Source organism: Vibrio sp. 2130-1 (assembly GCF_033339515.1).
In genome coordinates, this window is record NZ_JAWOUT010000013.1 from 105,233 (window position 1) to 124,158 (window position 18,926).

General features: G+C 47.1%; 1 protein-coding gene. It reads left to right on the forward strand.

Going from position 1 to position 18,926, the window contains the following annotated elements; all coding sequences use genetic code 11:
* Positions 1 to 123: 123 nt before the first annotated feature.
* On the forward strand, positions 124 to 18,744 hold the full coding sequence (locus R7Q09_RS18480; protein ID WP_318071082.1) for a retention module-containing protein: 18,621 nt from the start codon (positions 124 to 126) through the stop codon (positions 18,742 to 18,744).
* The last annotated feature ends 182 nt before the right edge of the window (positions 18,745 to 18,926 follow it).

Consider the following 18,926-nt stretch of genomic DNA (forward strand, 5'->3'; position numbering starts at 1 on the left):
ATCGATTGTTTAATGATTCAATACTTAGTTTAATCGCATAAAGGTGTGCAGTATGCCGCACTAAATTAATAAGAAATTATCTAAAAAGGTTAATGGGAAACGTAAGCCATTAGCGGAGGTCAGATGAGTACGCACACGGTACCGCAGAGCGCGATTGTAAATGCTGTCAAAGGTGAAGTTTTGGTTTTGGGCCTGGATGGAAACGTTAAGGTCATAAAAGCGGGGGATGAGTTAAGACCTGGCGAGATTATTATCACAGAAAATAATGCTTCTCTCGACGTACAGATAAATAATGAGCTTTATCTGGTCGATGCAAATTGTGTTGCTTGTCTTCCTTTGCCTTCTTCTGAATCACTAGAACCAGTATTGGTACAATCTCCAGTTAATGGCTTGGTGACTTTTGACCCAACGGCTATTGGAAGTGCTGACTTCGACGCCAACGATATTGCCGCTATCCAGCAAGCTATTTTAGACGGAGCTGACCCTACCGCTATCTTAGAAGCAACAGCTGCTGGCGCAGGTGCTGAAGGCTCGGCTAATGCTGGCTACGTGACGGTTGAATATAATAACCCGGAAGTACTCGCGTCTACTTTTTTTGAAACGTCTGCGACTCGCAGCGGAGAAGATGATCGCGACGAAGATGACGGTTTGAATGTCACGATCTTTGCTGATGGTGGGCAGTCACTGCAATCTAGCGTAACAGAAGGCTCAATTTCTCTATCTAGCTACCCGCAAACCATTTCTTCTAGTGTGCTGGTTGAAGCAGGGGATCTCGCACTTGATACTGCTTCATTTGTACCTGAAACGTCCTCATTAGAGTCTTTGTTAACCGAGTTAAATAGTGACATTACCTCTGGTGGTCAGCCAGTAGCGTTCGTTTACGACGAAGCGCAAAATGCCATTATCGGCACTCAAGGTGGTAACGAAGTGCTTCGTATCGAGATCGAAGCGACATCTTTAGGCCGTGATTTAGAGTTAGAGGTCGTTACCACGATTAGCCAGGGTATTGACCATGTGGCGTCCATCGCTGATGGCCAAGTATCTATCGTCGGTGATCAAATCAATATCGCTTTTGATATTACTGGCGCAGATATTGGTGGGAACAGCATTCAAGCGCCTATTGATTTTACGACAACCGTTATTGATGGCGATGATCCTGCGCCGCAAAACGTTACTTTTGAAAACGTTGAATCTTCTTCTACACCAATCACTGGCACCTTTGTTGATATTGGTAGTGATCAATTGGCAACGGTCACGTTTAATCAAGAAGGACTTAGTCAGTTCGATGGCCTATTGAGTGATAATCAGGCGACAGAAGCGGTACTCTCTGAAGACGGCAGTACTATCACCTTGTCCATTGCTGGCTCGAATGAAACCGTCTTAACCATCAGTCTGAATACTGATGGTACCTACCAATTTGAGCAATTTAAGCCGTTAGAACAAACAAACGGTGAAGATACGATTGAGCTCTCTTTGCCAACCACAATCGTCGACTTTGACCAAGATACAGCAAGCAACACCTTTACGATGACCATCCTTGATGGCGATAATCCAGTGATTGAGAACGTGACGGGATTGTCTTTAGACGAGGCGGGTGTTGACCAAGGTTCACAGGAAGGCGCGGTAGTAACAAGTGGTACTGGGGCGATCACGACAGCGGTCGGTAGTGACATCATTGATCACTATGAGTTGGAACCTACAGAGTTCAATGTTGGTGGAGAACTCCAATCTCAAGGGCAGGTTGTTCAACTAGAACTAGCGTCCGAGAGTAACGGCGTACGTACTTACGAAGGCTTCATTGAGCTGGATGGTGTGCGTATTACCGTATTTGATGTGGCGATTGATGCACCTGCATTGGGCGAATACCAATTCAACTTGTATGAACAACTTGACCATACGGGTGCTAACGATGACTCGCTCACTTTCTCACTGCCAGTTTACGCGGTAGATGCGGATGGTGACCGCTCCTCTATTACCGAAGGTTCGAACACACCAGAAGCTGCGCAAATTGTCATTCAAGTTCAAGATGACGTTCCTTCGATTGATGGCGTTGATGCGCTAGCCGTCGATGAAGACGATTTATCAAGCATTGGCTCCGATCAAAGCGACTCTGTGTTCGCGCAAGGTAGCTTCACGACGACTCAGGGCTCAGACCGTGTTGTAAGTTATCAATTAGAGAGCGGCACTGATCCACTCAATGGGTTGGAATCGCAGGGGCGATCTATCTCTCTGACGGAAACAACCAATTCAGATGGCAGCTTTACCTATTCTGCAACGGCAGAAGGGGACGCTATTTTCACCTTACAAGTTAACCCTGACGGTACTTATTCGTTTACCCTTGAAGGTCCAATCGATCATGCTGTGGGTAGCGATAGCTTAACTCTAGACTTCACTATTGTCGCAACGGACTTTGACGGTGACACCAGCTCACTTGTTCTACCGGTTACCATTACTGATGATGTGCCAACTATTAATGACGTTGTCGCTCTTAACGTCGATGAAGATGACTTAAGTTCGGTAGGCTCAGACCAATCACAGCCAACATTGGTTGAAGGTCAGTTCACGACGACTCAAGGTTCTGATGGCGTCGTACAGTATCAGTTGGATGTAAACGCTGATTCTTTAAATGGCCTGCAATCTCAAGGTCAAACCGTTTCCATTGCCGAAACGCAAAATGCAGATGGCAGTTACACCTACAGCGCAACGGCAAATGGCAGTGCAGTTTTCACATTAATTTTGAATACCGACGGCTCGTACAGTTTTGAGCTGCAAGGTCCAATTGACCATGCGGCAAATAGCGACAGCTTAACCCTTGATTTTAGCGTTATTGCTACAGACTTTGATGGTGACACAAGTCAAATCGTATTGCCTGTTACCATCGTGGATGATAAGCCAACTATTACCGATGTTGATGCGATTACTGTTGATGAAGATGATTTAGGCACGATTGGTTCGGACCAGACTGACCCGATTTCTATTGATGGTAACTTCACCACCACACAAGGCTCTGACCGAGTGGTGAGCTATCAGCTTGACGCGTCTGCAACACCAGTAGCTGGCCTTACATCACAAGGCGTGGCAGTTACGCTGACTGAAACCGCAAACGCTGATGGCAGCTTTACTTACGAGGCGACAGCGGGTAGTGAAGCGGTCTTTACGCTGACGGTGAATACTGATGGTAGCTATAACTTCACGCTTGAAGGTCCAATCGACCACGCGGTAGATAGCGATGAGCTGACACTCAACTTCCCAATCATCGCAACAGACTTTGATGGCGACACCACAAATGCCACTATCCCAGTGACAATCGTGGACGATAAGCCTGTTATTACCGACGTCGACACCATTACGGTTGATGAAGATGATCTAGCGTCAATTGGCTCAGACCAAAGCAATCCAATTTCTATTGATGGCAACTTTACTACCACACAAGGCTCTGACCGAGTGGTGAGCTACCAACTCGATGCTTCAGCAACACCAGTGGACGGTTTAACATCGCAAGGCGCGGCTGTCACACTGACAGAAACCGCAAATGGTGATGGTAGTTTTACCTACGAAGCAACAGCGGGCTCTGAAGCGGTCTTTACGCTGACTGTAAATACTGATGGTTCTTACAACTTCACGCTTGAAGGGCCAATTGATCACGCGGTTGATAGTGACGAGCTGACACTGAATTTCCCAATTATCGCAACCGACTTCGATGGCGACACCGTTACTGAAACCATTCCAGTCACGATTGTTGATGATGTACCGACCATCACAGCGGTGGATGCGTTAAGTGTCGATGAAGATGACCTTAGCGGCGTGGGCTCAGACCAAACTGACGCTGTGTTCGTTGAAGGCGCGTTTACTACCACACAAGGCTCTGACCGAGTGGTGAGCTATCAACTTGATTCAACCGCTGATCCTGTTGCGGGGCTAACGTCTCAAGGTGAGGCGATTACCTTGGTGGAAACCGCCAATGGTGACGGCAGCTTTACCTATGTGGCGACCGCAGATGGCAATCCTGTTTTCACGTTAAACGTAGCAACAGATGGTACGTACGACTTTACGCTGCAAGGCCCGATTGACCATGCCGCCAACAGCGATAGCCTGACGATTGATTTCCCAATTGTTGCCACCGATTTTGATGGTGATACGACCACGGCAACCATTCCCGTTACGATCGCAGATGATGCGCCAATCATCGATAATGTTGTGCCTTTGGCTGTAGACGAAGATGATTTATCAGGTATTGGCTCAGACCAAAGTGACGCTGTGTTTGTTGAAGGCGCGTTCACCACTACCCAGGGTTCAGACCGAGTGGTGAGCTACCAACTTGATTCAACGGCTGATCCTGTCGCAGGTTTAACTTCTCACGGTGAGCCTGTTACCTTGGTAGAGACTGCGAATGCTGATGGTAGCTTCACTTACGTGGCTACCGCGGATGGCGATCCTGTCTTCACCATGAATGTGAATGCTGACGGTACATACAACTTCCGTCTGGAAGGCCCGGTTGATCACGCGCTAAACAGCGATGAATTAGTTCTGAACTTCCCAATCATTGCAGCCGACTTTGATGGCGATACGACAACCGCGACCATTCCAGTCACGATTACTGATGACGTTCCAACTATCAATAACGTTGTCCCACTCACGGTGGATGAAGATGATCTCGCTACAATTGGCTCAGACCAAAACGATGATGCGTTTATGTCGGGTTCTTTCACCACAACTGAAGGCTCGGACAGTGTTGTTAAATACCAGCTTGATGTAACAGCAGATCCAGTAGCAGGGTTGACCTCTCATGGTGAGCCTGTCGTGCTTGCTGAAACTGCTAACGGCGACGGCAGTTTTACTTACACAGCCACAGCAGATGGCAATGCCGTATTTGAATTGGTGGTGAAGCCAGATGGTAGCTACACCTTTACTCTGCAAGGCCCACTAGACCATGCGGTGAACAGCGACAGTCTGCAAATCGACTTCCCGATTATCGCAACAGATTTTGATGGCGATACCTCGACAGAAACACTGCCTGTCACCATCGTTGACGATAAACCAACCATCACCGACGTAGACGCGATCCGTGTGGATGAAGATGACTTAGCAACAATTGGCTCTGACGGCGCAGATCCAATTTCAATCGACGGCAACTTCACTACAACGCAAGGCTCTGATGGGGTAGTAAGCTACCAATTAGATACTGCTGCAACGCCAGTTGATGGTCTAACATCGCAAGGTGTGGCAGTGACGCTGACTGAAACCGCAAACGGCGACGGTAGCTACACTTATGAAGCGACAGCAGGAACTGAAGCCGTATTTACGCTGACCGTTAATACGGATGGTTCATACAACTTCACGCTGCAAGGTCCTATCGACCATGCGACAGACAGTGATGAGCTGACACTGAACTTCCCAATCATCGCGACGGATTTTGATGGTGATACCACCACAGAAACGATCCCAGTCACCATCGTGGATGATAAGCCGACCATTACCGATGTCGATGCAATTACCGTTGATGAAGATGACTTAGGCACGATTGGCTCAGACCAGACTGACCCAATTTCAATCGATGGCAACTTCACCACCACACAAGGCTCTGACCGAGTAGTGAGTTATCAGCTTGACGCGTCTGCAACACCAGTAGCTGGCCTTACATCACAAGGCGTGGCAGTCACATTGGCTGAAACCGCAAATGGCGACGGTAGCTTTACTTACGAGGCGACGGCGGGTACTGAAGCGGTCTTTACGCTGACAGTGAATACTGATGGTAGCTATAACTTCACGCTTGAAGGTCCAATCGACCACGCAGTAGATAGCGACGAGTTAACGCTCAACTTCCCAATCATCGCGACCGACTTTGATGGCGACACCACAAATGCCACTATCCCAGTGACAATCGTGGACGATAAGCCAGTTATTACTGACGTCGACGCAATCACGGTTGATGAAGATGACCTAGCCTCAATTGGCTCAGACCAAAGCAACCCGATTTCTATTGATGGTAACTTCACCACCACACAAGGTTCAGACCGAGTGGTGAGCTACCAACTCGATGGCACATCAACACCAGTTGACGGTTTAACATCGCAAGGTGTAGCGGTAACGCTAACAGAAACCGCAAACGGTGACGGCAGTTTCACTTATGAAGCGACAGCGGGTGGCAACCCTGTATTTACTTTGACTGTGAATACTGATGGCTCTTACAACTTCACGCTTGAAGGGCCAATTGATCACGCGGTTGATAGTGACGAGTTGACACTTAACTTCCCAATTATCGCAACCGATTTTGATGGCGACACCGTCACAGAAACGATTCCAGTCACCATTGTTGATGATGTTCCGACCATCACTGCGGTGGATGCGTTGAGTGTCGATGAAGACGACCTTAGCGGTGTGGGCTCAGACCCAGGTGGCGATCTGTTCGTTGAAGGCGCGTTTACGACCACTCAAGGCTCTGACCGAGTGGTGAGCTATCAACTGGATTCAACTGCTGATCCTGTTGCGGGGCTAACGTCTCAAGGTGAGGCGATTACCTTGGTGGAAACCGCGAATGGCGACGGCAGCTTTACTTATGTTGCGACCGCTGACGGCAATCCGGTATTCACGTTAAACGTAGCAACAGATGGCACTTACGATTTTACGCTGCAAGGCCCGATTGACCATGCAGCTAACAGTGACAGCCTGACGATTGATTTCCCAATTATTGCCACCGATTTTGATGGTGATACGACTTCGGCAACCATTCCAGTCACGATTACGGATGATGCACCAATCATTGATAATGTCGTGCCTCTGGCTGTAGACGAAGATGATTTATCAGGTATTGGCTCAGACCAAACTGACGCAGTGTTTGTGGAAGGCGCATTTACGACCACTCAAGGTTCAGACCGAGTGGTGAGCTACCAACTTGATTCAACTTCTGATCCTGTTTCAGGTTTAACTTCTCAAGGTGAGCCTGTTATTTTGGTAGAGACTGCGAATGCCGATGGCAGCTTCACTTACGTGGCAACTGCGGATGGCAATCCTGTCTTCACCATGAATGTGAATGCTGACGGTACATATGACTTCCGTCTGGAAGGGCCAATCGATCACGCGTTAAACAGCGATGAGCTAGTACTGAACTTCCCAATCATTGCAACAGACTTTGATGGCGATACGACGACCGCGACCATTCCAGTCACGATTACTGATGACGTTCCAACCATTAATAACGTTGTTCCACTGACAGTAGACGAAGATGATCTCGCTACAATTGGCTCAGACCAAAACGATGATGCGTTTATGTCGGGCTTTTTCAGCACAACTGAAGGCTCAGACAGCGTTGTTAAATACCAGCTTGATGCAACCGCAGATCCAGTAGCAGGGTTGACCTCTCATGGTGAGCCTGTCGTGCTTGCTGAAACTGCTAACGGCGACGGCAGTTTTACTTACACAGCCACAGCAGATGGCAATGCCGTATTTGAATTGGTGGTGAAGCCAGATGGTAGCTACACCTTTACTCTGCAAGGCCCACTAGACCATGCGGTGAACAGCGACAGTCTGCAAATCGACTTCCCGATTATCGCAACAGATTTTGATGGCGATACCTCGACAGAAACACTGCCTGTCACCATCGTTGACGATAAACCAACCATCACCGACGTAGACGCGATCCGTGTGGATGAAGATGACTTAGCAACAATTGGCTCTGACGGCGCAGATCCAATTTCAATCGACGGCAACTTCACTACAACGCAAGGCTCTGATGGGGTAGTAAGCTACCAATTAGATACTGCTGCAACGCCAGTTGATGGTCTAACATCGCAAGGTGTGGCAGTGACGCTGACTGAAACCGCAAACGGCGACGGTAGCTACACTTATGAAGCGACAGCAGGAACTGAAGCCGTATTTACGCTGACCGTTAATACGGATGGTTCATACAACTTCACGCTGCAAGGTCCTATCGACCATGCGACAGACAGTGATGAGCTGACACTGAACTTCCCAATCATCGCGACGGATTTTGATGGTGATACCACCACAGAAACGATCCCAGTCACCATCGTGGATGATAAGCCGACCATTACCGATGTCGATGCAATTACCGTTGATGAAGATGACTTAGGCACGATTGGCTCAGACCAGACTGACCCAATTTCAATCGATGGCAACTTCACCACCACACAAGGCTCTGACCGAGTAGTGAGTTATCAGCTTGACGCGTCTGCAACACCAGTAGCTGGCCTTACATCACAAGGCGTGGCAGTCACATTGGCTGAAACCGCAAATGGCGACGGTAGCTTTACTTACGAGGCGACGGCGGGTACTGAAGCGGTCTTTACGCTGACAGTGAATACTGATGGTAGCTATAACTTCACGCTTGAAGGTCCAATCGACCACGCAGTAGATAGCGACGAGTTAACGCTCAACTTCCCAGTCATCGCGACAGACTTTGATGGCGATACCTCTGCTGAGACAATTCCTGTCAAGATCGTTGATGACAAGCCGACACTTGGCGGAATCGAAGCAACAAGTGTGCAAACGGTTGATGAGGATGATATCCCAACAGTCGGATCTGATGGTACACAGTCGAACAGCATTGCCGGTAACTTCATCGCGACTGATGGTTCTGATGGCATTGTCGAGTACAGCGTTTCTGACCTAACGACGCCAGTACAAGGCCTGACCTCTGGTGGTCAATCTCTGGTTATGGTTGAAGTATCAAACGCAGGTGGCGTTTCAGTTTACGAAGCTCGTATTGATGGCACGACGACGCCAGTATTCCGTGTAACCCTCGATGCTTCTGATGATAGCTACACGTTCGATTTGCTTGCTCCTCTCGATCATCCAAATGCTGATGGCCAAAATGAACTGGTCATCAATTTACCGATAAACGCGACTGACTTTGATGGAGACGTGTCGAACAACATCACCTTACCAATTACGGTTGTGGATGATGTTCCGACCATTGACGGTTTACTAGCAGGCAGCGAACAAACCGTTGATGAAGATGACCTACCAGCAGGTACGGATGCTGCAAGTGCAGAAGATACTGTTATTTCAGGTACTTTTGATATCACCGAAGGTGCTGACCAAGTTGCTTCTATTCAGCTGAGTGACCTGACCACGCCTGTTGCCTCTCTGACTTCAGATGGTGAAGCTATCACCTTAGTTCTGTCTTCTAGCGCAAACGGCGTGAACGTATACCAAGGTGTCGCTGGCAATCCTACTGAAGTGGTGTTCGAACTGACGTTGGATGCAACGAACAACACCTACGAGTTCGATTTACAGAAGCCGCTTGATCATCCAGATGGTAATCAGCAAAACGAGATTGTTATTAACCTCCCTGTGACGGCGACAGATAATGATGGTGATACTTCACCAGCCTTCACATTGCCAATTACCGTTGTGGACGATGTTCCAGTTGTTACCAATATTGAAAGTCTACGTGTCGACGAAGATGACTTACCTCTTGGTTCTGATGGCACTAAAGAGCCGTTAACGGTATCAGGTGAATTCGAAGTCACTAGCGCAGATGGTATTGATGCTTTCGAATTGGATCTGAGCTCAAATCCTATCCCGAATCTGAAATCGGGTGGAGAAGAGGTAACACTTTCTCAAGACGTTGGTGCTTCAACTGCTGACGCGCTTGTTTACGTGGGACAAACTCCGGGTGGAGTGACGGTCTTCACGTTGACACTTCATCAAGATGGTAAATACGACTTTGAGTTATCTGGTCAGTTAGATCACGCGGTTAACTCTGATGAGATTTTGTTGAATCTACCTGTGAAGATCACGGATGGCGACAACGATATCATCACTGCGACCTTGCCAGTGACCATCGTAGATGACAAGCCAACCATTGATGCTATTAGCTCTAGTAGTACCTTGTCTGTGGATGAGGATGATATTCCAAGCCAAGGTTCAGACGACACGCCAGAATCCAATATCATTGGTGGCAATTTTGAGGTTACCGATGGTGCTGACTCTATCGTTAGCTTTCAGTTGGATAGTTTAACATCACCTGTATCTGGACTTACCTCAGGTGGTCAGCCGCTTGAATTGGTTGAATTTTCAAATTCAAATGGTGTGATTGAGTACCGAGCTTATGTACAAGGTACGACGGACACCGTCTTTAAACTGACGCTAAATGGTTCAGCAGACAGTTATGAATTTGAACTGTTGGGTGCACTTGATCATCCTGCGGGTAACGATGAAAACTCGTTAGTCATCAACTTCCCAGTCAACGCGACTGATTTTGACGGCGATGTGTCCAATAACATCACCTTGCCGATCACAGTGGTGGACGATGTTCCAGCGATTGTGAAAGTGACAGACACTAGCCAACAAACAGTCGATGAAGATGATCTTGCCGGTGGCTCTGACACGACAAGTAGTGATTCAACGGTATTGAACGGCGGATTTGAGGTCGTTGCTGGTGCAGACAAGATTGTCAGCTACCAAGTTTCAGACCTCGATGCAGTCGTGTCTGGTTTAACGTCGAACGGCAGCAGCATCGAGTTGAATCTAGTAAGCACGAATGGTGGAGTAACCAGTTACGAAGCGGTTATTACTGGCACATCAACTAAGATCTTCACGCTGTCTCTTGATGCGAATAATGACAGCTACCAATTTGAGCTGTTGGGACCAATCGACCATGACGCTGTTCAAGGTGAAAACAACCTTGTCATTGATATTCCAATTACAGTAACAGACTTTGATGGTGACACGTCATCATCACTGAATCTTCCAATTACCGTAGTTGATGACATTCCCGAAATTAAATCAGCAGATGCTTTGGCTGTTGATGAGGATGACCTTGCCAACGGCTCTCAGGCAACCAACAAAGACAGCCTAGAAGCAACGGGCAATTTCGATACGGTGGAAGGGGCAGATACCGTTGTCTCTTATCAGCTGGATCTTACTTCTAACCCGATACCAGGAGTAACTTCAGGTGGTTTTGCGGTGACGTTAGTTCAAACCGCGGTAAGCAACAACAACTTTACTTATCAAGGTCAAACACCTGATGGTAACTCAGTGTTCACACTAGTTTTGAACGCTGACGGCTCTTACAAGTTTACGCTTGAGGGTGCGCTAGATCACTCAACTCAAGGCGAAGATACACTCATACTTGATCTCCCAGTCTTTGCGACCGATGTCGATGGTGATACGGCAGGTATTAACTTACCAGTGACGATTACCGATGATGTTCCAACCTTGCACGATGCATCTATTTCGCGTGTTGAGGGGCAAGGCAGCCGCACGGTTCGTTTATTCCGAGACCCTGTAGAGGGGGATGATGACCTTGGTGCTGACGGCGCACAAGTGACTTCATTCTCGGCTGATGATTCAGGCATTTACTTTAAGCAAAATGGTGTTGATTCTGATTCTGTCGATTTGAACGGCAGCGACCAAGTCGTATTTGTTCACAAGGTTCTTGACGGAGTGGATACTGAAATCGGTCGTTTGGTTGTTCGAACCGATGGCAGTGTGTCATTCCGTCCGAATGACGACCTTGACCATACCGAAACCGACTCGATTGATTTCACCATCAACGTTGTTGCAACCGATGGTGATGGCGATATCGCAGATGCCGATGTGGATATCTCGATAAGAGACCGCAATGCGCAAATTGACACGTCTACCGTTACTGCGTTCGAAGACCAAGGGCGTGATGGTGTCGTTGTGGGCGTTGACTCTGCAAATACTCAGGACAACTTGTCGACGCTGGATGTTAGCCCTGCGAAAGTCGACTTGGTTATCAATTTACACGATATCGACCGTAACGAGAGCTTAGGTGACATCACTATTCGAGATGCTGATACTCACAACGGTACGTTCTACTACAGAGACGGCAGTGGCAACTACATTGAATTAACATCTGTGGGCAATACGGTTGTTCTCGACGCATCAAATGTTGAGCAGTCATTCAATGGTGAGCTTGTCTCGTTAGATAACTTGTACTTCGTACCAGATCGTCATACATCAACCGATGCTTCTGGTATCGATCCTCGTATCCGCGTGGAAATTCTTAACAATGGTACGCCAGATCATACGATTAATGGTCGTTTAGACATTGAAGTTGCTGCCGTCGCAGATATTGCAACGTGGACGGCAAGCAGCGAATTTAACTACTCGGTTGATGAAGATGGAAACAATGTCGCACTTAACATCACGGCTGAAACCCAAGACACTAGTAACCCAGAAGGCATTGTGTACGAGCTTGTCTTTACACAAGGAGAAGGTAACGCAGAGTTAGTCTATTCAGATGGTAGTGCGATACCAAAATCCGGTGGTGTTTATCTGGTGGATGCAAGCCGAATTGATGAAGTTCAAGTTGATCCGATAGATAACTTCTCGGGCGAAATCAGAATTGATGTCACCGCTATTACGACGGAAAACAACAATCCACTGCTTGGGAAAGATACCGCTCGCTCAGAAACCGAAACCATCATTATTGATGTAAACCCAGTTGCGGATAAAGGTAGTTTTACTGTAAATCGAATTAATGTGTTTGAGGATAACGCTCGAACTCAAAATACGGTAGACCCTGTCACTGATCACGACCCACTCCAATTAAGTGAAGTGATCACCATGAAACCATCAGCGGACTTAGATGGTTCTGAAGCGTTATTTGTGCGCATTTCTAACTTCTCAATTGATGGGGTTACTCTGGTGTGGCTGGACTCAGCAAACCCAAGTCAGATAGTAGAAGTGACCGATTCAGGCGGCAATATACTTTATTACGAAGTGCCAGAGTCTGAATTAGCGAACGTCGAAGTTCTTCCTCCGTTGCACAGCAATGATGACTTTACTTTCAATGTCGAAGGCATTGTGAAAGACACAGCATCATTGTCTACCGGTACGACAGAAGATGTGTTGTCACTGGGCAGTAAGACTGTCATCGTTGGTGTAAAAGGTGTTGCTGACATACCAGACACGGTATTAATTGACGCGGGGAACGTTTGGAACCGGTTCGTAGACGGAGATGTGGCCGGGATAGAGACGACTATCGAAGAGAATGGTGTTGTAAACCTTAACTTCTCGGTTGTATCTGGTGAAGTTGCCGATAGACCACAGGATGATTCAGAAGCCATTACTGTTATCCTGTCCAACATCCCCGACGGTGTTCGTGTCGTAGATTCAGACGGCTCAAGCGTTGACCTCACCTTTGTTGGCTATGATGGTAACGGTCAACCGATTTACGAAGCAAACATCACTGGGCTGAATTTTAATTCCGGTATTCAAATTATTCCGGAAGCCTCTTCAACTGAAAACATTGCGATTACAGGGACGATCATTGTTACCGAGAATGATGGTCATAGTCGTGTGATTGAAAGAGAGGTAAGGATCAAGGTCGAACCCGTTATTGACGCCCAAGATAACTACGTTGTTCGATCGGAGGGAGATGAAGATACGCGCTTTGACATCGATTGGAAACCGACGCTCGTACAAAGCCCTGATACCGATGAATTCTTTAGTGATGTAACCATCTCTGGATTTCCTCCAGGCAGCACGGTCTATGTAGATGGTGTGGCACAAACGCTTGTTTCTGGAACACTAACGCTTTCACCGCAAGCCGGTGAATCAGAGCAAGATTTTTCCGCTAGAATCTCTCAAAGTGGCTATGTTCAAGTCCAGTTGGAGCAGGATTCAAGTACTGACTTTGACTTGACCACGACCGTCACTGTGAAAGAGATTGACCATGAATATGTTGACGCTTCGAATCCCGGTGAAGGTATCGCTGAGAAAACCATCAATGGTACGGTGAATGTCCAAGTTAATCCAATCGTTGAGCCAGAGGATAAGACGGGGGCAATAGATGACCAAACCCGTCTGCTTGTCACTGAAAGTGGTGGTGGTGCTACCGATATCGTGAAGTCAGACGATCAAGGTAACATTGACTTTACGATCAACACTTCTTTGGGGGGCGAATCTGGTGCTCATATCATTAAATATCAAGAGTTTGATGCGTCTTCAGATGAAGTGGTGACTCAACTTGTTGTTCAATTTCACAATGTGGACCCTGAGATCCTCAACCAATTGGTTATCGTCGGTGCACTAAATGAAGGTGGGGGTCGTTGGACAGTAACCAATGAAGATAACTTCTCAATTAAAGCGCCGTCTGGTCTTGATTTAACACCAAACGATGACAGCGACGATGGCGATAACGGCGGTCTCTCTCAAATTGGCTTAACCATTTACGCAGAAGTGAATGATTTGGGCGAAGATTTGGGCAACGAAAAAGATGCGACGGTCATGCGCCAAACGGATGTGACACTTGAATTTCCTACCGTTCTCACACCGCAAATGAGTGTAGCGGCAGAGATTCAGGTGGCTGATGATGTCCAAATTCAAGCGTTGGAAGATAATTCTATCAACCTTGGTGCTCAGTTAACGTCGAAAGTTGATGCGATTAATGCAGATGGCGTGGAGGATGTCTTGACTATTATCGTCGATCCTTCAGCTCCTGGCATTCCTCCTGGTTTGGTGATTACGGGGACGGATATCGACTTTGTCAATGGCAAATACGTGTTCCAAGCCCATATCGATGCGAGTGGAAATATTACTGGCCTTGATGGTTTGACGATGCACTTGGCAGAAGATTACGCAGGTGATTTCGAATTACCAATTCGGTTCGTCACTAAAGACACTGAGTCCGGTGATGAAAAAGAAAATAATGTCCAGTTTCCAGTTCAGGTTTTACCGGTTGCAGACGTTCCGAGTTCAGCCGGGGATCAGCCGTTGGATAGCGATGTCACACCGAATGTAAAAGTAGATATCGTTGGTACTTTCGGCTTGGATGCAAACAAACAACCTGTAACTGATCTAAATAACGACGTTCCCACGGCGGATGGTGTCGGTTACGAAGATGGCTTAATCCAACTTAACTTAAGTGTTGATTTTGCCGATCAATTTAACAACACTCAAGGTGGTCGAGAAACACTAACGAACATCAAGTTAGAGCTTGATGACACAACATTAGGTGAGTTTGTTGATGCCAATGGTAACAGCTTAGGAACCAGTATTGAGTTTAATGAAGCTGAGATTTTAGCTGGTGCGCTTGACAATGTTCTGTTTAAGCCAAAAGAAAATTACCCCGTAGGTGGTGGCCAAAATACCGTCAAGATTAATATCGAGGGAGAAATTACTGATGAAGCTGTGTTTGATCAGTCTATCTTGAATAACTCTGGCGATAATATAGATGTAAGAACCTTCACTGACGATGTCACATTTGAAGTTACGCCAGTCGTTGATGACATTACCATTACAGGTGCCGATCCGACGCAGCCAATCACGGTGATTGGTGACGAAGATACTTTAATTTCGCTGAATCAATCGGGCTCTGGTGTTTCGATCAGCCTAAACGATAATGACGGTTCTGAGAGTTTCGTTTCACTCAAGTTAACGGGACTTCCTGATGATTTTATCGTTAAATCCAATTCCTCTGATTATGTTGTTAAGAACAACGGTGGGGGCGAATGGAGTATTCAACTAAAAGATCTCACTCAGACGTCCATTGACCTGAGTGACATCCAAATTAAACCGCCAAAACACTTTAGTGGCGAGGCTGAGATAGGTATTACGGTCTTCATTCAAGAGGAGTTGCTACAAGTTCCAACGGAACGAAACAACAACTTTACGCTTATTGTCAATCCTATTGGTGATGATGTTGATGTGAACCCCGACACTTCGGCTGCAGGTAATGAGGGCGAAGACATTGTTATTAATGTAAATGCGTTAGTGGTTGATAACAAAGAGTCCATCGGAGATGGTGCAAACTACCAGGAAAATGATCCAGAGACGCTGAGAGTTGAGGTCTCAAATGTCCCTGATGGGGCGAGCGTTTCATTACCTGATGGGACAGTATTTACTGACCAAGGCGGCGGCGTTTTTGTCTTAGAAATCAATGCTCAAGACTTGGATCAAGTGGTGTTTAATTCTGGTGATCGCAACGATAACTCATGGGATGGTTCGCTGCATTTCAAAGTGCAAGCCGTTGATACTGGGCTCGATGGCAGTCAAAGCTTGGGCTCCGCAGAGGAGTTTGATGTCACTGTTGATGTTGAAGCAGTGAACGATCGTCCAGAGTTCGTCAATACCGTGGATGTGGAAGCACCAGAAGATACGCCAATGCTGCTTGATGGTTTCAGCATTACCGATATTGATGCCGTACTCGATGATCCGAATGCTGAATACGTACTCAATGTGAACGTCGACAGCGGTATCTTGGAGCTTAATCCAACGCTCATCGCTACTTACAACCTAACCGTGAGCGGTGATGGTACGGACTCCGTTGAACTGAAAGGCACAGTGGCCGATCTAAACAATGCCATTGCAGACGGTCTGATTGAGTTTAACCCAGAGCTGAACTTCTTTGGTGACGTTCAGGTGGACGTGACAGTCGATGACCAAGGTAATGAAGGTATCGTAATTGGTGGGGTAGATGACACCCTAAATACCAACAGCAGCAGCTTCAATATTGAAGTAACAGCGGTGAATGATACCCCAGAAACTACGCCAGTGACGCTACCGGATATTGAAGAAGACAGTGGTGTGTTCTCCATCTCTGAAGCGGATCTTATTGCGAATGCGACAGACGTAGAGAACGATAACCTCACGGTCAGCAATGTTCAGTTAACGGATCCGAATTCGGGCAGCATTACTTTCAACAGTGGCACGGGAGAGTGGGAATTTACCCCAGCACCAGATTACAACGGTCCAGTTGAAATCACGTACACCATTACAGATGATGGCACGACAAATGGTGCATCCGATCCTAAATCGGTTAACGGCAGCGCATCGTTCAACGTAACGGAAGTCAATGATGCTCCAACGACGCCTGAAGTGACACTTTCTGATATCGCAGAAGACAGTACGGCGGTTGATATTACCCAAGCTGATTTGTTGGCGAATGCGTCTGATATTGAAAACGACACCTTGATGGTGAGCAATGTCCAGTTGGTTGATCCAAGCAGCGGCACATTGGATTTCGACAACGTAACAGGTACATGGTCATTTACTCCTGCGCCTGGCTACAACGGCAAGGTCGATTTGACCTACGACATTACCGACAACGGTACAACGAACGGTGTTTCAGATCCTCAAACGGTGTCAGGAACGGCGACCTTCGAAGTCACTGAGGTGAACGATGCACCGGTAACATCAGAGGTAACGTTGAGTAGTACCGAAGAAGATGGTGGTTCGGTAACTATTACGGCTACTGAGTTGCTGAGCAACGCAAGTGATCCTGAGTCAGACAACTTGACCGTCGATAATGTTGCGTTAGTGGACCCAACTTCCGGCACGCTGACTCAAGTGAGTGCGACAGAGTGGACGTTTGAACCCGCAGCAGATTTCTTTGGTGACGTTAATTTCACTTATGAAATCACAGATGACGGAACAACTAACGGCGCTCCAGACCCAATTACAATCGCGGGCACAGCAGTGTTGAATGTTGAAGCGACCAATGACGCACCTGAAATCACTGCAACGTCGGTAACGGATACGATCAACGAAGCCAATGGCCAGAAAATAACGGGTATTAGTGTGAGTGACGTCGACTTTGCGGGCGCACAAGCAAATGAAAGCATGACCGTGACTCTTACAGTTACCGAGGGCGACCTTCGTGTCGAGCCGCCAGCAGGTAGTGGTGTGACTGTTGGGGCGGGGATGGCTGGTGAAATCACCCTAATGGGCACACCAGATAATATTAACTCCGTTCTTGGAGCAACAGACGCTTCTGAGGGGGTATTTGTGGATGCAGGAGATGTCAACGCAGCTTCAATCACTTTATCGGTGAAAGTCGAAGACAACGGCGTGTACTTCGAAAATGCATCGGGTACCGCATTGGAAGCGAATCAAGACTTCACTATCAATGTGACACCTGTAGCTGATGCACCTACATTGAGTATCAATCCTCAGTTTAATTACATTCGTCAAATTGCGGCTAGCCAAACCGCGAGCAGTCAAGGTTTAGCGATTGTCGGAATCATGGCGGCGCTTACTGATATTGACGAGGTGCTGTCTTTGGAGCTAACGGGCGTACCAGCTAGTGCTGAGGTAACAAGTGGCGTTTCTCCATCAGGCATTAGCTTCGATGGTACCACTTGGACAGTACCAAGCGATGAAATTGATACGCTAGAAATTGTCGCAACAGATACTAACAGTGGTATTGATGTCGGTTCTTACGATATTTCGCTTACGGCGATATCAACGGAATCTAATGGCGATGAAGCGCAGTCTTCACCTGTCCAAATTAGTTTGAATGTGAGTAGTGATAGCGACGATATTGACCAGTCAACCGCAGTGGACGACAGCTATTTAGTCGGCGGAGACACAGGTACCAACTTGATTGGTGGAGACGGTGACGACGTTATTCTGGGTGGTGATGGTGATGACGTGCTTATCGGTGGCTTAGGTTCAGATATCTTAACGGGTGGAGACGGCAGCGATATCTTCAAGTGGACGGTAGATTCCGTTGATGAAGGGGCAGTGGATACCATTACTGACTTCACTGTTAACGAAGACAGTATCGATTTACGTGAAGTTATCTCTGATCTCAATAACTCAATGATCGACATGGATGATCTGCTTGGTCACATTTCAGCAGACTACGATGCATCGACGGAAAGTGTTTCTCTGAACATTACGACGGATGCAAATGTTCAACAGACTATTGTCGTGGAAAACTTAGGTACTTCAATCGACTTCAACGGTCTCAGCTCCAATGAGATTGTAGAGTCATTGCTGAACAACGGTGTTATTGATAACGGATAAACCTGTATATAACACAAAAATGGGCGGCTCTGATAAGCCGCCCATTTTTTCGGGAACGCTTGATTTTAAACAGGAGATATTTGAATCGAAATAGAAAGCAAGAACGAAGCAAAGGGGTTATCTTGTTACGACGTTATAGTGATAGTTGGAAATTAAAATAGCGATAATTTGACGTTAAATCG

Bases quoted from the DNA above. Each gene is read 5' to 3' on its own strand.
- R7Q09_RS18480 (WP_318071082.1), top strand. From the start codon at position 124: ATGAGTACGCACACGGTACCGCAGAGCGCGATTGTAAATGCTGTCAAA.